Here is a 23,546-nt window from a genome sequence, read left to right on the forward strand (position 1 = left end):
CGAATACTTGCCGACCCGACGTCGACAACGGCGCATCCATCAGTTCACCACTCGGAAGCGCCGGAGTCGGGAATATCGAAGGCACGATCTCTCCCGGGCCGTCCGCCGGGTACCGGCCCCACCTCGACGCCCCTCAGGTTGTTAAAGATGCGTTTCCCCGCCTCGCTACCAGCAATTCCTGCTCCGACAACGATAACCCCGTAGGCAAGCCAACCCTTGGGTCCGAGGTAGCGCATAGCCTGCACTCCGGGCATGGCCGCAGCCGCTTTCGCAGCCGCCAGACCGGTTCCGCCCGCAACGGCCTTTTCGGCCGCCGCCGCCGCCCTGTTTTCAGCAGTGGCCACCTGGTAAGCATCGATTAGGTAACCGGGCGCACCAATGCTCAATTTGCCCATCCACTTGAATGCACGGGACTGCCTCTCCAGCGCTCTAGTGCGGGACAGATCGTTCGGTTTCTCAGCGATCCGGGACTGGACGTGACCTTCGACAAGCTTCTCTGATATGCCGAACATCTTCCCGAATGCATTTGCAAGCGCTTTCGCTTGGTCCAGCTCTGAAGTCGCGCCGGACAGTGAGCGTTCCCCTGCCGGGAGACCAGCACCGGTTCCTACCTTATCGGGTAAGTACCGGTAGAATTTGCCGCCTGCATCCTCAATTTCGGCGGCCGTATCCAAATCACCGTGCTCGACAGTTCCGAAGTCCTGGGGCGCCTGATACCAACCTTCAAGCTCACCCTGCTTTACATCCGTTCGCACATTCTCCGGCACTTCCTCCAGCGAGTGCACCGTGATCGGATTACTTCGTGACCCCTGCTGCGGCTCCTCCGACTCCATTCCACCCGGGTCGACGAAGCGCAGCGGGTTGTCTCGGCCGTACCGGTAGAGGTTAAGGCCATCGATATCGCCGGCCGGATCGCAGCTCATCCATCTGGCCAGCGTGGGTGCGTAGTAGCGCGCGCCCTGATAGTACAGACCGCTCTCCTCGTCACGTTCCTTTCCGACAAAGCGGTAACGCTTGCGGGCGAAGCTCCCGAAGCTGGTCTCGCCGTACGGGAAGTACTCCTCACGGTTGATCCACCCGCCATCGGCGTTAATTACCACATGACTGCTTCCGAGATGGTCGGCCAGGTGATATTGCACCGGCGGCCCCGCGTCATCCGGATGGGCGGGGCCGCGGCGCAGGAGGGCAATGCGCTGACGGTCGTCCATGACATGCAGGTGAATGCTCTCCCGCATGGTCCCGCCTTCTGCCCAACGGTCATGCTCGAACGCACCGCCGATATAGATTTTGCTTGCCCCGCGTTGAGCCCCGTTTTTGCGGACGTACTTTTTGATCCGACTTCCGTCGGCAGCGTACAGGTAACGGACTTCTACGGATGCGCGGCTCGCGTCATGGGGACGATTAACGAAGCTCACCAGACGGTCGGCATGATCCCAGGCGAAGTGGCGCTCGGTATTTTCGTGGCTCATGTTGCCGTTGGCGTCGTATTGGAATGACTGCTCCGTGCTTTCTTGCGAGACTTGTACCAGTCGGTTCGATCCGGCCGCAGTGACAAAACGGCGCTTCCGGATGCTCTCCCCTACACTGCGATGTAGCTCACGCAGGTTGCCGGCCGGATCGTAGGCGTAGCGTTCCGTATACGCGGCTGTCAGCTCCGGAGCATTGTGCTGGTTGGGCAGCGGCGCGCCGGGACGGTAAGAATGCTCGAAGTTCCCGCAGCGCATGGCGTTCGTAGGGCTGAATTCGCTACAAGCCCGGCCCGTCGCCGCGCTCAGGCGGTATAGCGGGTCGTAGGAGAAGTTGCGCCGAAGTCGATCCCGGCCCTCCGACGTGTCGGCGATGCCGGCGTTCGGCGTGCGCTCAGCGATGGATTCAACATTGCCGGCCAGGTCGTAGCGATAGGTAAAATCCTGCAGAGGGGCACCGTGGCCCGCGAAGGTGTCGGGTGAGGCCTTTCGATACCGCTCGGAGCGCAGGCGCGCCAGGCGAAAGGTATACGGATCGTAGGCGTAGCGTGTCATGACATCGTTTCCCCAAACGGCAAGGACCCGTTGCCCCCTGGCGTTGTAGGCGATATGCGCAACGTAGGTGTCGCCGTCGAGCGAGACCTTCTGCAGCGCACCGGCGCGGTCGTATTGCGGCACGAGCCGCGCACGATGTCCCCCAGCATCCGCCGGATAAACAAGCTCCATTGCACGGCCGAGCGCGTCGTAACGCGTGCTGGTGCGATACGCACGGCCGTCGAGATCATCCCCGGCGCGCGCCCTGCTCCAGTCCGCACGCCAGCCCTGCTCCAGCGCGGTATCACTGATGACCTGCCGCACCTGCTCTGTGAGATTACCCTCGAAGTCATAGCGCTCACAGGTGAGCCGCCCGGCCTCATCGTAGTGTCGAAACAGCTGGCCTAGCAGATTGCGTTGCCTTGCCTGCGCGCGATTCATTGCAGAGCCCGCCTCGTCGTCACCGTAGACGATCCGCTCGCGCAGCGTGACGGCGTCACTCTCGGCGTCCCGGGCCCATTTCCCGGTTCGCCGGTTAAGATCGTCGTACTGGTGCAGCACAACACTGCCCTTGCTGTCGCGATGCTCGATGACGTTGCCGGCTGCATCGAACACCGTGGTGCGTCGCCCGGCATCCATGACCGCGACCGACAGCTCTCTTTCAAGAAGATCGTAAGCATGTGTGAAGGCAGGACGGCCCAGCTCGTCGATGTCTGTCAGCAGTTTGCCGCGCAGGTCGTAGGAGGATTTCGTAATGAACCAGTCCTCGCCGGGGCGCTTGCCGTTTCGTTCGACGCGGCAAATCGCTCTGTCAAGGCCGTCGAGAATGATGCTTGCCGGGGTGAAGTGATGATCGGGGGGCGCGCGCTCGGTAAGCGATATTCCGCTCGCCTCGTCGGACCGACTCATCGACAAGGGTGCTAGGTCATTGGAATCATAGGTGTAACGTTCCCATGCACTCGGGGCGAAGTCTTCGGGATCCTCCAGCAGGTGAGGCGTGCCGAAGATCACCCGCTCTTCGGAGCCATCGGGCATTAAGGTGCGGATGACACGGCCGCGCGGATCACGGAACAGCACGGAGTGCCGCCCCGTCGATGCATCAGCCTTGGGTTGGAAGTCCCAGCCGTTTGAGAAGAAAGGCTCGTAACGCTCGACGACCTCACCCTTGTTGTCGTGGACCTTCCAGCCGCTCACCACTACCCGTTCGGCGACACGACGACCCACGGCCGATCGATCAACGCCCGGCTGTATGGCGAGACCCACGTCGTCACCTGTGTCGCCGAAGACCAGATCCTCGGCCTGGGCTCGCACCTGGACCACACGTCCCAGCCCGTCGGAATACTCACGCGACTCGACCGTCTCGTTCGACACATCGTCGCTCGCGTGTCGAACCCGCTTGCGTGTTTGAATGAAGACCGGCTGGGGCTTCGGCTCACCTCGCGAGCGCTCATAGGCGAGAAAGTCGTACTCGAGCTCGATCTCCGGCTGTCGTTCGCTGCCTCCTTCCCCATCGCGGCTCTCGAGGAACTGTTTGTGCAGCATGCCGAGCGGCGTGTAGCGGAAGTGTTTTGTGTTGCCGTTGGCATCGGTGACCTGGCGGAGCTGCATAGCGCGGTAGTCATGCAACGCGACCTTTTCCAGGCCCACGGCATTTACGACACGCGCCGGAAACAGTCGGAATCGGTCGAGGTCGATAGTCGTTCGATGTCCGAGCGGATCCAGGACGGCGGTTACCATCCCGCGCCACTCCGCAGCATTGTCCTCCTGAAAGTCAAAGCGCTTGCGCTGCTGGTCAGCGTAGTACCCGGCGTGATAGTGCTCGGAGGCTTCCTGCCGGTGATATCCGACCTGCTGCGCGAAGCCTTCCGGCGCGCCCTGAGGAGGTGTTGTAGCTCCTCCCAAATAGGTAGGCCTTCGCTCGCCGTACGCATTCACCAGCTCCTGCTCAGTGGAGACCAGCGCTTCGGTCCGTGTCAGCGCGCCGTAAGGACCGAGCTCCCCGGCTTCGCGTCCGATGAATGCCTCGCCATCATAGTGATGCACAAGGTGGCGGATAAGGCGCAGGTCCGACGAACTGCGAAACTGCTCGTGGATGCTTCGGGCCGCGAAAGCCTGATCGACGAGTATCTGCTGTAGATCCGTCGGGTCGGACTCGTCGACCTCCGGTGGCGCATTCATCTCGAACCCGCGCTCGTGGGCTATGCGGTCGCGAATGTACAGATTTTCATCGGGCACAGCGTAGTCGGTGCGCGTATGACTGGCGAGAACGCGGGTTTCGTTGACGTCGTCACCGTCGAGTGCGCCAACGCTCGCGCCTCGCAGCGATCGCCTCTTCACCTTGCGGCGAGGCATGGCGATGCTCGTCTGCTGCTGCGGCTGACCAAAGTCGTCGTAGGCATCGCTGAACATAAAGCGGGTCATTGGATCGTCGCCGCGCTCCCACCGAGTCGTGCGCTCGATCTTCCGATGCGGGAAGAAGATCCGCCTTCGCTCTGAGTTGCAGTCGTCAGGGCAGGCCTCTTCACGCAGGTCATAGGCATACTCGTTCACCGTGTACGGCTTGCCTTGCAGGGGAGAGTCGTCCAGAGCGTACAACTCGCTGCGAAGAACGTTTCCGCGCAACGCTCGGAGGGCGTCCCGCTTGATGGCGGCGTCGGCGGACGACGCCTGCTCGTCGGGACATGCACTGTATGACTGGAGGAAGGCGGCCATTCGTCCGGCATGGTCCAGAAGTGGTGGATCACCCTTCCAGTACTCCTGCGAATAATCGGATTCGCTCCAGCTGCCGGACCGCTCAACCACAGGCCCCTGGTGAAACCAGGTACGCTTCTCGATCGGTGGCGAGAACATCTTCGGCTCCACCATGTCGAAGCGACGGCCCGGATGCAGGCCGGAAGACGCAAACCGGTCGAACGCCTCCGTGTCGCGCTGATCGACCCGACCGAAACCGCGGAACTCCCGCTCAGCCCCGTCCCAATAGCCATGATGGTAACGATACTCGGTGGTCAGCTTACCGCCCGAAATCGCATCGATTACTTCAACGCTTGCAACCACCGGCACCGGAAAAGGAAGCGGTGTCCGCCAGCGAGTTCGCGGATCCTGCTCGTCGTCCAGGTAGTACCGTGTGGACGGGGCATACTCGACACGCGTAACCGCTCCAATGTGGTTATCGATGTGGTTCAACAGGTAGGGTTTCACCCCAGCGGTGAAATCGAGGAAGTGAAGCGAAGTTCGACCCGGCGCGTGAGCGTCCCGGCTCCACAGAAGCCCACTGATACCGCTGCCGAGCAGATCGACCAGACGCACGTCGGCATCCGCCCCGGGGGTTCCCGTGATGATGGTTGCCTCGCTCCAACGGTTGCCGCACTGGTTGATGTAGAGCAATACCTTGCCGTCATCGACGTAGACGATGTCGGCCACGCCGTCGCCGTCGACGTCGCCGATCAAGATCCGCTCCGGATCGTAGCCGTGGGGGAAGCGCGGGCCGGTGCGCATGGAGACGCGTCTGCCCCATTCGCCATGACCGAGATTGGGCCAGTAGTCGACGCTGCCGTCATGAATCATGACGATGTCCTGCAGCCCATCACCGGTCATGTCCGCCCAGCGCACACGCGGATCGGAGAACTTGACGTTCGGGAAGGAACCGAGCTCGCCCCGCTCAGCCTGCGTGGTGCGGGTCCACCCTTTCCGAGGGTCGTTGAAGTAGTATTCAAATCGCGCGCCCGAACGCACCGCGTCCGTGACGCCATCGCCGTTGAGATCGATGAGCTGCACCTCAGGATCTTCAAGGTTGAAGCTAGGTGCCTTTGGATAGCTGCGGAAAGAACGGCGATCCCAAGCGCCGCCACGTGCCATCGGGAAGTACCCGGCCAGCGGCCCCGAGGTCACCAGGAGGTCAACGCTTCCATTGCCATTGGCATCGATAAGCTGCACACCCGAATCCGCAAGGCGTAGCCCTGCGGGCGCTTCGCTCATCTCGCGGGGAAGATCGAAGCGTCCATTGCCGAGGTTTCGCCAATAGCGAATGGAGTCACTGAGCTCGAACAGATCCGGAAGCCCGTTCCCGAACAGGTCGGCCAATTCCAAGTCCGGGCTAGCCAGTGACTTCGCGGGAAGCGCTCGACCTCGTATGGGAAAGAATGCTCGCTCGTCTGGCTCCAGCGCCGTATAACCGAACTCCAGCGGAGGCAACTCCTGCGTGTCGTCGCCGTCATGGCCAGTGACCTCTATCCGGCTCAACAATGAAATGCCATTGCGAGGCAGCGCAGCGACCTGGGACTCGCCCAACGCAATCCGTTCATCCAAGTAGACAAAGCGCCAACTGCGAATCGCCCTATCTTTGTCAGCGTGGGAGCTCACCGTGATCTGCCGGCAGCGCCTACGGGTGCGGATCTCGAAACCCGCGCGGTACTCAGAGAAGCTGTCTGGTCGATCCGCGTAATCGAAGGCGACGCACACTAGAAACCGAGTATCGCTCTCCACACTGAAGTCGACATACCGGATGCGTTTCAGGTACAGCTGATCCCAGTGATGGCCATCCTGCTTGCCAGTGTCGCGCTCGTACTCGTACTCGATGGCGTTTCCAAAAGGATCAACCGTTCGCGTCAGCTTCCAGGCGAACACTCTAGATGGATCGGCAGGATCAGCAATGACGGCAGGTTCGCTTGCGGCACGTCCGGGCGTGCCATAGGTACTGACCAGACCATCGCGAGTATGCACCTCCCAGTAGCGGCTCCCGGCTTCACGGCGATAGGCGATGTCCGCGAACAATTCTTCCGTGCGGGGCCGGTATCGCACCGTGTCGGGGAAATCACCCGAAACGGGTACGAGATCTTCGGCGCCCGACAAGATGAAGACGTCTTCAGCGTCCCCGTAACGCGGCACCCCTTTGGCCGTACGTCGGCTGACACCGGGGATCCCCAGGTCCCAGCCGAGTCCGAAAGGGCCGTTGCCGTTACCTGTGCTGTAGAGCAGATTCAGACGAGGCTGGAAGCCGTTGCGACCCTCGGGTAATGAAAGCGGGATCGTGAAGTTTCCGGTGCCCGTAAATACGTCGGGCGAGAACGTCTCACCAATTCCACTCAACGCTCCCCCACCTTGGGGAAGCGAAATGACCGGACCCGCTTGCGATGATGTGGTCATCGGTCTCGCTCCCACCCTGCCCGCTGAGGACTAGTCGCGAGAGACGAAGATGCATGGAGCAACCTCGGGCTACCCTCGCAGCCTCAATGGCGTTTAATGCTCGTTTAAAACAGGGTAGAACACCTTTCATTGCCTGGACAATTTCTTGCGGGGGTTCATGCCCGTTCTGCGTAGCCACCCAGGCCTTCAGGTGTTGGCCGAATCCTACCTCCGGCAGGCTTAGGGGCGGCCGCCCCGCGTAACCGTGGGAACGGTGCTTCGGCAGCAATCTGGAGTCTGGCTGATGCGCCATACAAGCAGAGATCTTGGCTCAGTGTGATACCGCACAGACGCGACAATCGCTATCCACAAAACTGATGGTCTAGATAGCGCTTAGCGCTCTTGCCGATGCGTGGTGATCAGATCTGAGTTCCGAATGACAATCCTCAAACAGCGCGTGAGTACCGATATGCCATGGAACACGTCGACAAAGAGTGAGCGCAAAGAACGGACCTATACGTTGCCGATGCCTGGATGAGATGCGTGCGGCAGCCGAAAACTCCCCGGCATGTCTCCTATCTGACAGGATCCTCGTCGGACCAGTCGTGCTTGCCGTTCTTCCCATTTAGAGGAGGGGCCACTTCTTCAAATATCGAATGGACGACATAGCCAAGAAACTTGATGGCTAGATTTGCATCATCACCGGCGGTACCAGCAGCATCGCCATTGAAAATGCGAAACGCTTGCGGTCCGTTCAGCACCAACGTTGACGAGGGAAAGGACGCATTTCACCGCCCTGCGTTTCCCTATCAATACAGGAGGAGGCGACCATGTCGACAATCACCACCATTAATCCCGCGACCCAAAAAGACATTCAGACCTACGACATCATGACCGAAAAGGAGGCAACGGACCGGATCGAGGCCTGCCATGCGGCTTTTCTGAAATGGCGCGAACTGACTCATCAGGAACGTGCCCCATATCTGAAGACGATCGGCCAAAAGTTGCGCAACAATGCCGATGAGTTGGCCGCCTTGATGACCAGCGAAACCGGCAAGCTCGTGAACGACGGGCACCTTGAGATCGAGCTCTGTGCGGCGATCTGTGATTACACCGCTCAAAACGGACCCGAGACGCTGGCCGATGAAGAGCGCACGCACGGTCCCGATGGAAATCGCGGCATCGTCAGCTATCAGCCGCTTGGCGTCATCTATTCGATCCAGCCCTGGAACTTTCCCCTTTACCAGCCGATTCGCGTGCTGGCGGGAAATCTGATGGCAGGCAACGGCTGTGTTCTGAAACACGCCAGCATCTGCACTGGGTCTGGCCTGCGCCTGCGTGAATTGTGCATTGAGGCAGGCCTGCCCGAGGACTTGTTTCAGGTCATCGTGATCGACCACGACACCAGCGACAAGCTCATCGCCCACCCCAAGGTCCGTGGTGTTACGCTGACCGGCAGCGACGGGGCCGGGCGACACGTCGGTGCTGTGGCCGCCACGGCGCTAAAGAAGACGGTACTCGAACTGGGCTCAAATGACGCCTACCTCGTGCTTGAGGATGCCGACATCGAAACGGCGGTGAAATTTTCGGTCATGGGGCGGCTGTACAACAACGGACAGACCTGCGTTTCCGCAAAGCGTTTCATCGTGGCCGACAAGGCTTATGACGCCTTTGTCGATGCGTTCGTCGCTCAAATGAAAGGCATCACCATGGGCGATCCCACGGATAAGGATACCCAGCTTGGTCCGCTTTCCAGCCAGGACCAGTTTGACACGGTTAAAGAGCAGGTGGACGCCAGCGTCTCCAAGGGTGCAAAACTCCTGTGCGGCGGAGAAGCGCCTGACCGCAAGGGTGTCTATTATCCGGCCACGGTGCTGGCAAATCTCTCACCCGGAATGCCAGCCTACGACGATGAAATCTTTGGGCCTGTCGCGTCGATCATCCGCGCCAAAGATGACGAGGACGCCATGCGACTGGCGAATGAAAGCCGCTATGGTCTGGGCGGAGGAATCTTTTCCAGAGACGAGGAATATGCTATCAAGCTGGCCCGCAATTACTTCGACACGGGCATGATCCGAATTAACTCGTTCGGGGCCGCTGATCCGAATATGCCCTTTGGCGGGGTCAAGGATTCTGGATACGGACGTGAACACGGCGGCTTTGGTATGAAGGAATTCGTTAACGTAAAGTCGATTTTTTTGCCGTGACCACCTTCCACATGACCAAGTCCCTCAATGGCATCGGGATAGCTTTTATCGAGGTGGTCGAGGGTTCCTTCCAGGGCAACCACGAAAGGGGGCGTCCCGAACCGGTGATCGAGGCCATCCAGAAAAGTTTTTCGCGTGCCTATATCGGTAACGGTGCCTACAGCGCCGAGGAGGCCCGCGAACGCATCGCCGCCGGCAAGACCGATCTGGTGACCTTCGGGCGTCCCTTCATCACCAACCCCGACCTGCCCGAGCGCTTCCGTCTCGGCGCCTCGCTCAACGAGTGGGACGACAGCACCTTCTACGGTGGCGATGAGCGCGGCTACATCGATTATCCGAGCCTCTCCGAGCAGCCGGCGTAATCCCCGTTTCCCAACTCCCGGCCGTCGGTCGGGGCTCTTCCCCCCTATTCGCAACACCAGCCAATTCAAGTCCAGAGGAGACGCATCCATGTCAGAGATCAATGGCAAGGTCGTCATCATTACCGGTGCCAGCAGCGGCCTCGGCGAAGCCACAGCTCATCGCCTGGCCAAGGGCGGAGCCAAACTCGTCCTCGGAGCTCGCCGTGAGGATCGGCTAAGGTCACTGGTCGATGTCATCGTCAACCAGGGCGGCGAGGCCATCTACCGCGTCACCGACGTGACCGACCGCGACCAGGTCGAGGCGCTGGCCGCCGCGGCCAGGGAGACTTACGGCCGCATCGACGTATTGGTCAACAATGCCGGCCTGATGCCGCTGTCACCGCTCGACCAGCTCAAGGTCGACGAGTGGGAACAGATGATCGACGTCAACATCAAGGGCGTGCTCTTCGGCATCGCCGCGGTGTTACCGACCATGCGCGAGCAGCATGCTGGTCATATCATCAACCTCTCCTCCGTTGCCGGCCATGTGGTCTTCCCTTCGGCGGCGGTATACTGCGCGACAAAGTATGCCGTCAAGGCGCTGTCCGAGGGCATTCGTCAGGAAGGCGGCGAGGAGATCCGCTCCACCAACATCTCTCCCGGGGCCATTGCCACCGAACTGACGTCCACCATCAGCGATCCCAAAACCGCCGAAGGCGTGAATGAGCTATACGACATGGCCATCGATGCCGATGCCATCGCCCGGGCGATTACCTACGCCATCGAGCAGCCGGCGTATGTCGATGTCAACGAGATTATCATCCGTCCGACCAAGCAGCCGCTCTAGGCAAGCAGGCGCCAGCCTCGCGCCACACGATGAAATCGTCCCGACCGGGCATCGGTCGCGGCGGTCACAAGCTCGGCCGTGCATTCAGCTATGCGATTTCAACTACGCGATTGGTGTCGTCTGATGTCGAGGCTAAAAAGGGGATGGCATCACTGCCAGGGCGCAGCCTGGCATCTGCGCTGCGATAACCTCACCCAGCGCTATTCGACGCGCTGGGAAGAGCTTCCCGCGGCAAGAGCCACATAACAAGAAGCCCGGCCGTGAGGCCGGGCTAAATCTTCGCTTCCTTTCCACTACCTCAAGCATCCTGCCTGAGCATCCCTTGGTGCGTGAGTCTCCCTGACTCGGCCTTCCCTGTAGAGCCTCCTTGCCCGATGCGCTCACTATGACAGCTACGTAGGGAGATCACTATTACCCGGGGATACCATTTCTGTAAGAGATTACCGACACGTACTGTAAGCAAAAGCGCTCGCACCGGACCGGAATGAATGGACAAGCTACGCGCCCGAGGCCAGGGTGATGGGTATCTGGAAATCCCGGGGCATTCACCTTGCACTTCTGGAGATGCAATGACTCTTTTTGCCCCTCAGTAATACGAGAGCGCTGCCGATGAATACTGCATGACGATATTTACCCATCTCGTGATCGACCCCCATGCCCTGGGGGCCATTCAGGGCGTGCATTACGCTCCCCTCGTGCTCGTTTCCTGGGCTGTCGCGCTGGCAGCCGCCTATACCGGACTGGACATTATCAATCTCGTCGGCACGCTCAAGCGAGCAGGTTGGCGCTGGCTCTGGCTGATTGCCGGAGCCAGCGTAATGGGCCTTGGGGTATGGAGCATGCATTTCACTGGCATGCATGCCTATCAGCTTGATTTTACCGTCACCCATGCACCAGCCCTGACCGTGCTGTCCATTATTCCCGCCATGCTGGGGAGCCTGGCGGTCATGCTGGTACTGTCCCGGCAGAAAATCCCGCCCCACCGCACCTCGCTGCTGGCCGGGGCCGGCCTGGGGCTCGGCATCGGGCTCATGCACTACACCGGCATGGCCTCCATGCGCATGCCTGCCGAGCTCTACCACTCCCTTGGGCTGTTCCTGGTCTCACTGGGCGTGGCCATCGGCCTTGGCATCCTGAGCGTCTATGCCTACCGCCTGTGCCGCCAGGAGTGGGGCCAACAGCGTGCCAGGACCGGCGCTCTCATCTCGGCGCTATGTGTATCGCTTGCCATCAGCGGCATGCACTACGTGGCCATGCAGGCAGCCTGGTTCGTGCCACTACCGGGCGCCACAGCAACTTCATCGACTGAGTCACACTGGCTGATCTACCTGATCAGTGGCAGCGCCTTGCTGACAGCGCTGCTTACCATCGCCGCCTCTCGGGTTCAGCGTCGCCTGCAGGCCAGTGAGCATCATCAACACATGACACGGACCCAGCTACTGGAAGTTATCTCGGCACTGCGCGATGGAGTGGTGCTATTCGACGATCGGACCCGCATTCGGCTCTGCAACCAGGCTTTCGAAAAACTGCTGGGATTGGAGCATCAGGACACGACCGGGCGCTCTCTGTGGGAGATGGCGTATGTCGATGACAGCCAGGTATTAAATCGGCGCATCCAGCAATCTCTGGCGGAGAAAGGCGAGTGGAGCGGTCTGATCGAGGCACAGCACCGCGATGGCACCTCCTTTCCTGCCTGGCTGAGCGTCAGCCAAGTGCGCTACGCCGACAGTGAAGAACGGGACTACGTAGCGCTGATCAGTGACCGCTCCGCCGAACAGCAAGCCCAGCAGCGGATACTCTATATTGCCTACCATGATTTTCTGACCGAGCTTCCCAACCGCCGAGCCCTGCAAGAACGACTTGATGGCTCCAAGAAGTTCCCCGGGTCCGCCGACTCACTGGCTCTATTGGTGCTGTTCGACATCGACCGCTTCAAGTTTCTCAATGATAGTCTGGGACAGGACGTCGGAGACGAGATGCTTCGCCAGTTGGCCGCTCGTCTGCGTGGCTGGGCCAGCAACGATCTGTTCGTGGCACGGCTAGATGGGAATGAATTTGCCCTTCTGACCCCGCTTTCGACGCGGGATCAGCCCACTGCGGAACATCAAGCACACCGCCTTACCGACCGTGTCATGGCCTCTCTTACCGCGGACTACCAGCTCCAAGGCCACACCTATCCGTGCCGAATCAATGTCGGCATGCTGATCTTCTCGCCCCATCCGGGGGGAGGAACCACACACCTATTGAAGCGCGCCGGCCTGGCCATGCTGGAGGCCAAGCGCGAGCGCAATGGCTCCCCTCGGCTGTTCTGCCCCGCGCTGGAGAAGGAGCTGGAGGAGCGCCTTGCTCTTGAGCGCGAGCTTCGTCTCGCCATCGACAGCGATGATTTCCACCTGCACCTGCAGCCCCAAGTGGATGCCGTGCATGGAGTGGTAGGCGCTGAAGCCCTGATCCGTTGGCAGCATTCAAGCCGCGGCCAAATATCCCCTGGGGTGTTCATTCCGCTGGCTGAGGAGAGTGGCCTGATCCTGCCACTTGGCAACTGGGTCCTGCAGGAAGGGTGCCGGTTGCTGGGAGAGTGGCGCCAGCAGCCAGCGCTACGCGCGCTGAAGCTGTCCCTGAACGTTAGCGTGCGTCAATTCCAGCAGCCAGACTTCGTGAATCAGGTTCTCTCGGCTATTCAAGGTCATCGCGCTGACCCAGCGTGTTTGACCCTGGAGCTTACCGAATCCCTGTTGCTCAGCGATCCGCAGGGAACCATCGAGAAGATGACCATGCTGCGGCGCGAGGGCATCAGCTTCGCACTGGATGACTTCGGGACCGGCTACTCCTCCATGGCCTATCTCAAGTCGCTACCCCTGGATACGCTCAAGATAGACGTCGCTTTCGTCCGCGATTTGAGTCACGACACACAGTCGACGCCCATCGCTGCAAGCATCATCGCCCTGGCAAAAAGCCTGGAGATGTCAGTGATCGCCGAAGGGGTAGAAACGGAGATGCAGCGCTCGGTTCTCGCCGGTTTGGGATGCAGTCTGTATCAGGGTTATCTGTTTGGCCGACCGATGCCACAGCATGAATTTCTGGCCATGCTTTGCAACAACGCTTCAGCCTGATACCTGGAATAGAGGCCCTATCTTTGGATCAGTACCCAACGCGCCGGGAGGAGCTACCCGCTGTCGTTGTATAAGGATGAACCACACAAAAGAAACCCGGCTGTAAGGCCGGGCTGAATCTTCGCTTCCTTTCCACTGCCTCAAGCATCCTGCCTGAGCATCCTTGGTACATGAGTCTTCCTGACTCGGTCTTCCCTGTGAGCCTCCTTGCCCGATGTCCTCACTATGACAGCTACTAAGGGCGATCACTATTAACCTGGGATACCTTTCTCTGTAAGAGATTGCCGACACGCATTGTCAGCAAGAGCGTGCAAAGATGAAAAATTGTACAATTAATATTAACTGGATAGCTTAAGGTAAACAAAATGCACCGAAGCGAGCCCTTGGCCGCCAAGGCCCCCGTGACCCTCTACCATGATGGCCACTGCCCGCTGTGCCAGCGGGAGGTGGCCTGGCTATCCCGTCATCCGCTGGCACAGCGGGTGACGATGGTGGATATCCAGGCGTCGGACTTCGACCCCGTGCCGCTGGGAAAACAATTTCCCGACATGATGGGCAAGCTCCATGTCCGCGATGCCAAGGGATGCTGGTTCATCGGCATGGACGCCAGCCGCGCCCTCTATGCCGTGCTCGGCTATCGCCGCCTGCTGCGCATCTTCCGTGTGCTGCGCCTGGTATCGATGATCCCCGAACTGCGCATGCTGATGGCGGCACTGTTCAAGTCGATCCCACGCATGGGTTATGTGGCGCTGTTGATGTTCATCATCTTCTACATCTACGGTGCCATCGGCAGCTTCCTGTTCCATGATGTGGACGAGCGGCTCTGGGGCAATATCTCGCTGGCGATGCTGACCCTCTTCCAGGTGGCCACATTCGAGAGCTGGGCAACGGCGGTGCTTTACCCGACTATGGAGCACTACCCCAACGCCCGGATGTTCTTTCTTACCTTCATCTTTCTCAACGCCTTCATCTTTCTCAACATGATGATCGGCATCGTGCTGGATGTGATGCAGAAGGAGAGCGTGGCGATCGAGCTGGAGAGTGGAACGGGTGAGGCCGCCGAGTTGCATGGTCTGCGCAACGATGTACGGCAGCTTCGCGATCAGCTGTCGCGAATGGAGGCGATGCTGGAGCGCAGGGACGGATGAACGCCTAATCTTGAAGGATCTGGACTGAATACAACAGGCCAGGCCTTGATAGCGTGGGCCGGCCCCGAAGGGAATCAGGAGGGAGGTGTGAGCGCTTCGAAACCATCGCCGACAAGACCATTTCTGCCCCCCTATCTGCTCGAGCATATCGCCACCGGCGGCAGTGGACGATTACGTGAATGTGCACGCCACACGCTGCTCGTCGATAGCCGGTTTCGCGCCCGCGCCGGGGCGGTGACGCTGCCTCCGGGCAGCCAGCGTCGGGGCGAGCCGGCTCGCTATGTTCATTCGGCCGAACAGCAGCAGGTGTTGCCGGGCAAGCTGGTGCGCCGTGAAGGACAGGGCGACAGCGGTGATCCGGCCATCGATGAGGCCTACCACGGGCTGGGGGCCACCTATCGTCTGTTCTGGGAGGTCTATGGTCGTCACTCCCTTGATGACCAGGGCATGGCGTTGCTGGCTACCGTGCATTATGGCAAGGAGTACGAAAACGCTTTCTGGGACGGGAAGCAGATGGTCTTCGGCGACGGTGACGGGGAGCTCTTCAACCGCTTCACCATCGCCGTCGATATCATCGCCCATGAGCTGACCCACGGTGTCATCCAGCACGAGGCGGCGCTGGAGTATGCCTATCAGGCCGGGGCCCTCAACGAGTCGCTGTCGGACGTCTTCAGCAGCCTGGTCAAGCAGCGTCAGCGGGAGCAGCGTGTCGAGCAGGCCGATTGGCTTGTCGGCGAGGGCCTGTTCACGGAGCGGGTTGCCGGCCGGGCTCTGCGCTCCATGGCCGAGCCTGGAACGGCCTACGACGACCCCTTGCTTGGCAGAGACCCTCAGCCCGGTCATATGAATGACCTGGTCGAAACTCATGAGGACAACGGCGGGGTGCATATCAACTCCGGCATTCCCAATCGCGCCTTCCATCTGGCTGCCATCGCCCTGGGTGGTTATGCCTGGGAGCGTGCTGGATGGGTCTGGTACGACACCCTGGTCGACCCACGGTTGGCACGCAATAGCGACTTCGCCACCTTTGCCGGGCTGACGCGGGATAACGCCGCCAGGCGATTCGGCGCGTCGAGCGAGGTCGTCGAGGCCGTGCGTGAAGCATGGCGCACGGTCGGCGTGCTGCCGTGACACAGAATCCCGTGGGGGAGCCGCCCGCTCTGGGGCCTGGTCACGTGTTGCGTCTGAGTCGCCAGGGTGGCGTTGCCCACTTCCCCGGGCTGGCTCGTCCCCGCTGCGTCCATTGCGCTCTCTGCAGCGAAGCGCAGCTCAGCGAACTGCAGTCCCTGTTGCTGGTGTTGTCCGGGATACCCGACAGGGAGGCCGGCAACGATCGTCGTCGGTTCTGCGTGGCGCTGGTGGATGAAGGTGGTGAGGTCCTCTGGTCCCAGGTAGTCGCCGAGGAGTCGGCGCCGCAGGCGCTTCTGGTGTGGTGGCGCGAGGCCGAAATCGCGCCATCGAAGAAGAAGACGAATGGTCAGGCTTGACAAGCCGCCGCCAGACTGATTTTCTAGAGGCATGAAACTCTCATTTCGTCACCTCAGCCTTGACCTACGACTACTAACCGGCCTTTAAACGCGCCGGGCGATGCCGTGCATCGCGAAGTCTTGTTCAGGTCAGTTGAGGTACCGAAATGTCATTCCTCCCCGTCTCTATCCGTAGCCGCCGTGGTTCCGATGCGATCGTTTCCGACGTGATCGTTCGCGCACTCCGACGTGCTAGTGATTCCAGCGCCCCGGCATGCCTCGTGCAGCCGGGGCGCTTCCGTTACTGCACGTCCCCGTGCAGCCGGACTGCCCGTACTCCTGACACAACCATGACGCCGAACCGTATACTGACCACCAGAACGCCTACTCAGCGAGAATGCCGCCATGATGCTCGATAACCCCGCCGCCAAGTACCGCCCCTTCGTCGCCGTCGATCTGCCCGCCCGCCAGTGGCCTGGCAAACGTATTGAACCACCGCCGCTGTGGTGCAGTGTCGACCTGCGCGATGGTAACCAGGCGCTGATCGATCCCATGGATCATGAACGCAAGCAGCGCTTCTTCGACCTGCTGGTGAAGATCGGCTTCAAGGAGATTGAGGTCGGCTTTCCCTCGGCATCCCAGACCGATTTCGATTTCGTTCGCGCCCTGATCGAGCAGGACAAGGTGCCCGACGACGTGACCATTCAGGTATTGACCCAGGCGCGGCCGCACCTGATCGATCGTACCTTCGAATCCCTGAAGGGCGCCAAAAACGCCATCGTCCACGTCTATAACGCAACCGATCCGGTATTTCGTCGCGTGGTGTTCGGTGTCAGCAAGGAGGAGTGCATCGGCATCGCCGTGGACGCCACCACGCAGATCCGTCAGCGCATGAGCGAAGCACCCGAAACCAACTGGAGCTTCCAGTACTCGCCGGAGCTGTTCACCACCACCGAGATGGATTTCGCCAAGGAGGTGGTCGAGGCGGTGATGGTGGCCTACGGCGCAACCCCCGAGAAGCCGATGATCGTCAACCTGCCGGCCACCGTGGAGGCCGCCACGCCCAACAACTATGCCGATCAGGTGGAGTGGTTCTGCCGCAACGTGAAGAGCCGTGACAGCCTGATCGTCAGCGTGCATCCTCACAACGACCGCGGCACCGGCGTGGCGGCGGCCGAGCTGACCGTGATGGCCGGTGCCGATCGCGTCGAGGGTACCCTGTTCGGCAACGGTGAGCGTACCGGCAACGTCGACATCGTCACCCTCGCCATGAACCTCTACACCCAGGGCGTTCATCCCGGCCTCGATTTCTCCAACATCACGCCGATCATGCGCGAGGTGGAGTACTGCAATCAGCTGCCGGTACACCCGCGCCACCCCTATGTGGGCGATCTGGTATTCACCGCCTTCTCCGGCTCCCACCAGGACGCGATCAAGAAAGGCATGGCAGAGCGTCGTGCCGACCCCGAGGCTGTCTGGGAAGTGCCCTACCTGCCTATCGATCCCCTCGACGTGGGCCGCAGCTACGAGGCGGTGATCCGCGTCAACAGCCAGTCGGGTAAGGGCGGCATCTCCTATCTGCTGGAGCAGGAGCACGGCATCGAATTGCCGCGTCGGCTCTCCATCGAATTCAGCCACGTGGTGCAGGAGGTCGCGGACCGCACGGCCAAGGAGATCACCTCCCAGATGATCTACCAGGCTTTTGCCGACGAGTACCTCGAGAAGCGTGACCCCATGGTGCTGATCAATCACCGGCTCTCCTCCGAGCCGGACAGCCCCAAGGTGAGGCTCGAGGCAACCATCGAGGAGCGTGGCGAGCGCCGCAGCATCCAGGGCGAAGGCAATGGCCCGCTGGCCGCCTATATCAAGGCCCTGGCCGCTGCCGGCCACGATGTGGAGATCATCGACTACCACGAGCACTCCCGCGGCCAGGGTTCGGACGCCGAGGCGATCGCCTACGTGGAGGTGCGTATCGAGGGGGATGCGGTGTTCGGTGTCGGTATCGACGAGAGCATCACGACCGCGTCCATGAAGGCGGTGGTCAGCGCCATCAACCGGTACGCCTCCACCCAGCCGCCGGCCGCCAACGTGACAGCAGCGACGCTGGAGGAAGTGAAGTAGTAACTCGCTGCTGATCCGGCGACAGGCCTTCGCGGGGGCGCTGTAAACCCGTCCCTGGGCGCTGCCGATGCCATCCATGGCATCGGACCCCCGCTTCGGCCTGCCCCCGGCGCTGCTCGTGCCACTGTTGCCAATTGGTCCATAAATTCGTCGTTTACAGCGGCGTCTTGCTCGTCTCGCCGGGAATCTCCCGCACCAGCCGCGGCATCAGGAAGCCCGGCAGTTTCTCCCTCAGGCCCGCGACCAGCTCGCGGGCCTCTTCGTCTGGCACATCGAAGTGGGCGGCGCCCGCCACCGGGTCGAGCACATGCAGGTAGTACGGCAGCACACCGGCCTCGAAGAGCCGCTCGGAGAGACTGGCCAGGGCATCGACACTGTCGTTGACCCCACGCAGCAGCACGCTCTGGTTGAGCAGTGTGACGCCTGCTCCTTTCAGCCGCTCGCAGGCTGCCACCACCGCTTCGTCGATCTCGTTGGCATGGTTGATATGCAGCACTACCACCTTCTGCAGGCGCGTCGCCGAGAGCCAGCCGAGCAGGGCATCGTCGACCCGGTCGGGAATCACCACCGGCAACCGGGTGTGAATGCGTAACCGCTTCAGGTGGGAGATGGCATCGAGCCGCTCCACCAGCCAGGCAAGCTGGCGATCGCTGGCGGCCAGGGGGTCGCCGCCGGAGAGGATCGCTTCGCTGATCGTGGTGTCGCCACGTAGATACTCGAGGGAGGCATCCCACTGGCTGCGGGAGGGCGCGTTCTGCTCGTAGGGAAAGTGGCGCCGGAAACAGTACCGGCAGTTCACCGCACAGGTGGGGCTGGCGATCAGCAGGACACGGCCGGTGTACTTGTGGATCAGTCCCCGTGCCGGGGTGTGGTCGGCTTCCGCCAGGGGGTCGGTGATGTAACCGGGTATCGCCTCGCCTTCGGCGGCAAGCGGCAGCACCTGGCGTAGCAATGGGTCGTTCGGGTCGCCGTGGCGCATGCGTGCCAGGAAGGCCTCCGGGACGCGCACCTCGAATAGCTCGTGACCGCGCTCTGCTCCCGGCAGCCAGCTGTCGTCGAGGTCCAGGCGGCGGCACAGTTCCCGCGGGTCGCGAATGGCGCCCGAGAGCTGGGCTTGCCAGGCTGAGCGCAGAATCAAGGGCGTCACATCGGGTTGCGATGACGCCTGTCTCTGCAAAAGGGCGGGGCTTCGGGTTATCATGCGGCACACCAGTCACATAGGCGAGGGCTTGGTTCCTCGTCGATTTCATATCCGCGCGTCCAGACCGTGCTGCGACGCGCTCGATCATTCGAGAGGCAATATGGCGAACTATTCTACCAACGAATTCAAGGGCGGGCTGAAGGTGATGCTGGACGGCGACCCCTGTTCGATCGTCGAGAATGAATTGGTCAAACCGGGCAAGGGCCAGGCCTTCAGCCGGGTCAAGCTGCGCAACCTGATCACCGGTCGCGTCTGGGAGCGCACCTTCAAGTCGGGCGAATCCCTCGAGGGCGCCGACGTGATGGATCTGGAGATGGAGTATCTCTACTCCGACGGCGACATGTGGCACTTCATGAAGACCGATGGTTCCTTCGAGCAGTATGCGGTCGAGAAGAAGGCCTTGGGCGACACGGCCAAGTGGCTCAAGGAGCAGGTGGCCTATACTGTGACCCTGTGGAACGACAACGCCATCAGCGTGACGCCGCCCAACTTCATCGAGCTGGAAGTGGTCGAGACCGACCCGGGCCTCAAGGGCGACACCGCCCAGGGCGGCTCCAAACCGGCCACGCTCTCCTCCGGCGCCGTGGTCCGGGTGCCGCTGTTCATCAACCAGGGTGAAGTGCTGAAAATTGATACGCGCAGCGGCGAGTACGTTTCACGAGCCTAAGAAATGAGACTCCATGGCTAGCGGCGCCGGGGACAGGTCGAAGCGGAGGTCATTTGTCAGGGATGACAAATGTAGCGCCCAGGGATGGGTTCACAGCGCCTCCGCGAAGTGCCTGTCGCCGGATCAGCCGCACTCTGCTACGGCTTCCACGTAGGCCACGCTTTCCCGGCGTGGCTTTCGTCGTTATGGAGAAGGTGTGATGACAACCGACTGGCGACCCACGGCGAGTCTCGAGACGCTGCGCGAGCGGGCGCGGCTGCTGGGGGAGGTGCGAACGTTCTTCGCCGCGCGCGGCGTGCTGGAGGTGGAGACGCCGGTGCTGGGACACGGCGGCAGCACCGACGTGCACCTGGCGTCGCTGTCGCTTATGGCAACCACGCCGGCGGGGCAGGAAAGGCTATGGCTGCAGACGTCTCCCGAGTTCCATATGAAGCGGCTGCTGGCCGCAGGCTCAGGGCCGATCTTCCAGCTGGCGCGCAGCTTTCGTGACGGCGAGGTGGGCAGTCGCCACAACATCGAATTCACCATGCTGGAGTGGTACCGCCCGGGCTTCTCCCTCGACGAGATGATCGGGGAGACGACAGCGCTGATCCGCGCCGTGCTTGGCCCAGAACTGGGGAATGAGACGGGCCAACTGCGCCGGCGGCGCTACCGCGAGCTGTTCCGGGATGTGCTGGGGTTCGACCCCTTTACCGTGGAGCTCGATGCGCTGCGTCGAATCGCCGGCGAGCGCGGCAGTCTCGACATGGAGGACGCGCCCCGTGACGACTGCCTCGACCTGCTGATGAGCCTGGTGGTCGAGCCAGGCCTGGGTCGGGAGGGGCTTGACGTGGTAGTGGACTACCCGGCCACCCAGGCCGCCCTGGCCCGGCGCCATCGTGACCCCGAGGACGGTGCCTGGGTGGCGTCGCGCTTCGAGGTCTACCTGGCAGGGCTGGAGCTCGCCAACGGCTACGACGAGCTGACGGACGTCGAGGAGCAGCGCGCGCGCTTCGCCGAGGACAATGCCGCCCGGAAGCGCCTGGGACTGCCGGAAGTCGATATCGACCGGCGGCTGCTGGCGGCGCTTGAGCACGGAATGACGTCAGGCAGCGGCGTGGCGCTGGGCATGGATCGGCTGATCCAGCTCGCCCTGGGCAGGGCGAGCGTAGCGGAGGTCATGGCCTTCGCTACGCCGAGCTGCTGAAGAACTATCACAGAAGTTTGACCGCTCGGGCTGATCCGACGACAGGCCGACGAGGAGGCGCTGTGAACCCCTCCCTGGGCGCTACCGATGCCCTGCGGCGCTCTCGCGTCCTGCTCCGCTTGCAGGGCCGGTGCTGGCCATCCATGGCCAGCCCGTTCGGAGCAGTGCTCCTCACCCATGGCATCGGACCTCCTCTTTGGCCTGTCCTCGTAGCTCCTCGCTATGAGTTTTTAAACACTCCCAGCGACTGGCCCATGGCAACCTTGGACTTGGGCGCCAGCGCATCGTCGAAATCGACCTGGCCGGCGAAGGCCATCACCACTGTGGAGCCGAGCTTGAAGCGTCCCATCTCCGCGCCGCGCTCGAGGTGAATCGGCTCGTCGAAGCGGATGCGCTGCACCTGGCCCGAGAGCGGTGTGACCTGCCCGGCCCATACCGTCTCGATGGCGGCGACGATCATGGCGCCCACCAGCACCACCACCATGGGTCCATATTCGGTGTCGAAGTGGCACACCAGGCGCTCGTTGCGGGCGAACAGGTTAGGCACGTGCTCCGTCGTGGCCGCGTTGACCGAGAAGAGCCGCCCCGGCACATAGACCATCTCGGTCAGGGTGCCGGCCAGCGGCATGTGTACGCGATGATAGTCCTTGGGCGAGAGGTAGATATTGGCGTAGCTGCCGCCGGTGTAACGTTGCGCAGCGTCGGCGTCACCGCCGAGCAGGTCGATCATCGAGAAGCGGTGCCCCTTGGCCTGCAGCAGGCGGTCCGCCTCGATGGGGCCGAACTGGGAAAGGTTGCCGTCGGCGGGGGAGAGCAGCCCTTCGCCCAGGGGGCGGGCTTCCGGCTTCAGTTCCCGGGTGAAGAAGTCGTTGAAGGTGGCGTAGGCCGTGGGGTCGGGCTCGGCGGCCTCACCCATGTCCACCTTGAAGACCTTGATAAAGGCCCGGATCAGCGCATTCTTGAGCCAGGCGACACGGCATTCGGCGAGACAACCCACCAGTCGCGAGAGCAGGTGGTGGGGGATCGGGTACTGGATCAGTGCAAAGAACTTGGCGAGAGACAAGGTAAAGATTCCGGTTGGCTGGCTGTGGAGATGACCGGGTGGGGCAGCGAAGCGACGTTAGCGAGGGCGCTGGCTTGAGTGGGCCGGTTAGCGCAAATCGACGGTATATCGATTTAGGGCTGGCAAGAGGGACCTTGTTCCAGCCCGGCACACGAAAGTCAGGGTTTCGTCCTCGATTGTCGCGATTCGCCCCGCGCGGGCACTTTGGTTGCAGGCTGCTTATTTCTCTATCGGCGTATCGTCGCGGTTGCCCCACTCCTTCCAGGAGCCGGCGTAGCCGCGGATCTTCTCGAAGCCCAGTGCCTTGCCCACCAGCCAGGTGAAGCCGCTGCGGTGGTGGCTCTGGCAGTGAGTGACCACTTCCATGTCCGGGGTCAGGCCCAGTGCTTCCAGTTCGGTAATCAGCTCGGCGTAGTCGCGAATGCGCAGTGCACGCTCCTTGTCCATGGCCTCGGTCCACTCCATGTTGACCGCGCCGGGAATGTGGCCAAGCTGGCGATTTTCGCCCTTCTCGCCACGGTACTCCGCCGGCGAACGGGCATCCCAGATGGCGAAGCCCTTCTCGCCGAGACGCTCCTGCAGTTCGCTTCGATCGATGGCCACCTCGGGATGCAGGATCTCGGCCTCGTACTCGCTGGGAGAGGGCGTGCGTAGCTCGGTGGAGACGGGTTGGCCAGCGTGGCGCCAGGCGTGAATGCCGCCGTTGAGGTAGGAATAGCGGGTATGGCCGATCAACTCCAGCGTCCACAGCAGCCGGCCGGCCCAGCCGCCGCCTTCATCGTCATAGGCTACCACATGGGTGTCGCGGGTCAGGCCAAGCTCTGAAAAGAGGTGCGATAATGAATCGGTGCTGGGCACCTCGCAGGGTACGTCGCCTTCGCCACGCATGAGCTTGCGGAAGTCGAGAAACACGGCGCCGGGTACGTGCCCCTGGTCGTGGCTCTCGGCCTTTAGCGGTACGTCGATGATCAGTAGCTGAGGATCGTCCAGGTGCTCGGCAAGCTGTTCGGGTTCGACGATCAGCGGCAGCAGATTCTCTTCAGAGCTCATAGCGCTCTCCTCCAG

15 protein-coding genes are annotated in these 23,546 nt (G+C 61.6%); 11 read left to right on the forward strand and 4 right to left on the reverse strand.

Features of this window, described 5'->3' with window-relative positions; genetic code table 11:
• Window positions 1-44: 44 nt before the first annotated feature.
• Entirely contained in the window at window positions 45-7,142 is a 7,098-nt protein-coding gene (locus tag LOKO_RS04030; RefSeq protein WP_083517419.1) for a SpvB/TcaC N-terminal domain-containing protein, read from the reverse strand.
• Between the two features lie 809 nt (window positions 7,143-7,951).
• Here LOKO_RS04030 and LOKO_RS04035 point away from each other — a divergent pair.
• From LOKO_RS04035 to leuA, 9 genes are all read left to right on the forward strand, one after another.
• Window positions 7,952-9,328 carry an NAD-dependent succinate-semialdehyde dehydrogenase gene (locus LOKO_RS04035; RefSeq protein WP_066445397.1) on the forward strand — a complete coding sequence of 459 codons (1,377 nt, stop codon included), beginning with the start codon at window positions 7,952-7,954 and terminating at the stop codon, window positions 9,326-9,328.
• An 11-nt stretch (window positions 9,329-9,339) separates the two neighbouring features.
• Complete coding sequence (locus LOKO_RS04040) at window positions 9,340-9,690, forward strand: oxidoreductase (protein ID WP_144439607.1); 351 nt, start codon at window positions 9,340-9,342, stop codon at window positions 9,688-9,690.
• 88 nt (window positions 9,691-9,778) lie between these two features.
• Window positions 9,779-10,516, forward strand: coding sequence for an SDR family oxidoreductase (locus tag LOKO_RS04045; protein WP_066445400.1), 738 nt, complete (start codon window positions 9,779-9,781; stop codon window positions 10,514-10,516).
• A 123-nt stretch (window positions 10,517-10,639) separates the two neighbouring features.
• Window positions 10,640-10,762, forward strand: a complete 123-nt coding sequence (locus LOKO_RS20575) for a DUF4113 domain-containing protein (protein WP_158509923.1) — start codon at window positions 10,640-10,642, stop codon at window positions 10,760-10,762.
• Between the two features lie 374 nt (window positions 10,763-11,136).
• Complete coding sequence (locus LOKO_RS04050; protein WP_066445403.1) at window positions 11,137-13,629, forward strand: EAL domain-containing protein; 2,493 nt, start codon at window positions 11,137-11,139, stop codon at window positions 13,627-13,629.
• Window positions 13,630-13,994: 365 nt separating this feature from the next.
• Window positions 13,995-14,777, forward strand: coding sequence for an ion transporter (locus LOKO_RS19755; protein WP_083517421.1), 783 nt, complete (start codon window positions 13,995-13,997; stop codon window positions 14,775-14,777).
• 87 nt (window positions 14,778-14,864) lie between these two features.
• Complete coding sequence (locus LOKO_RS04060; RefSeq protein ID WP_066445405.1) at window positions 14,865-15,908, forward strand: M4 family metallopeptidase; 1,044 nt, start codon at window positions 14,865-14,867, stop codon at window positions 15,906-15,908.
• The gene (locus LOKO_RS04065) at window positions 15,905-16,264 is read left to right on the forward strand and encodes a protealysin inhibitor emfourin (protein ID WP_144439608.1); all 360 of its coding nucleotides are present in this window, start codon (window positions 15,905-15,907) and stop codon (window positions 16,262-16,264) included. The genes LOKO_RS04060 and LOKO_RS04065 overlap by 4 nt, the downstream gene beginning before the upstream one ends.
• Before the next feature lie 384 nt (window positions 16,265-16,648).
• Window positions 16,649-18,364 (forward strand): 2-isopropylmalate synthase, encoded by a 1,716-nt coding sequence (gene leuA, locus LOKO_RS04070; RefSeq protein ID WP_066445410.1) that lies wholly within the window; start codon window positions 16,649-16,651, stop codon window positions 18,362-18,364.
• A gap of 154 nt (window positions 18,365-18,518) precedes the next feature.
• On the opposite strand, the gene epmB is transcribed toward leuA, so the two are convergent.
• The gene (gene epmB / locus LOKO_RS04075) at window positions 18,519-19,565 is read right to left on the reverse strand and encodes an EF-P beta-lysylation protein EpmB (RefSeq protein WP_083517422.1); all 1,047 of its coding nucleotides are present in this window, start codon (window positions 19,563-19,565) and stop codon (window positions 18,519-18,521) included.
• A gap of 100 nt (window positions 19,566-19,665) precedes the next feature.
• On the opposite strand from epmB, the gene efp reads away from it, so the two are divergent.
• Both efp and epmA read left to right on the forward strand, forming a co-directional pair.
• Window positions 19,666-20,232, forward strand: coding sequence for an elongation factor P (efp, locus tag LOKO_RS04080; RefSeq protein WP_066445412.1), 567 nt, complete (start codon window positions 19,666-19,668; stop codon window positions 20,230-20,232).
• A 199-nt stretch (window positions 20,233-20,431) separates the two neighbouring features.
• Window positions 20,432-21,418, forward strand: coding sequence for an EF-P lysine aminoacylase EpmA (gene epmA, locus LOKO_RS04085; protein WP_066445414.1), 987 nt, complete (start codon window positions 20,432-20,434; stop codon window positions 21,416-21,418).
• A 220-nt stretch (window positions 21,419-21,638) separates the two neighbouring features.
• Here epmA and asd read toward each other — a convergent pair whose 3' ends face one another.
• Complete coding sequence (gene asd, locus LOKO_RS04090; RefSeq protein ID WP_066445417.1) at window positions 21,639-22,481, reverse strand: archaetidylserine decarboxylase; 843 nt, start codon at window positions 22,479-22,481, stop codon at window positions 21,639-21,641.
• A gap of 219 nt (window positions 22,482-22,700) precedes the next feature.
• On the reverse strand, window positions 22,701-23,531 hold the full coding sequence (locus LOKO_RS04095; protein WP_066445422.1) for a sulfurtransferase: 831 nt from the start codon (window positions 23,529-23,531) through the stop codon (window positions 22,701-22,703).
• Window positions 23,532-23,546: the final 15 nt, after the last annotated feature.

Origin of the sequence: Halomonas chromatireducens (assembly GCF_001545155.1) — a bacterium.
GTDB classification, from domain to species: domain Bacteria; phylum Pseudomonadota; class Gammaproteobacteria; order Pseudomonadales; family Halomonadaceae; genus Halomonas; species Halomonas chromatireducens.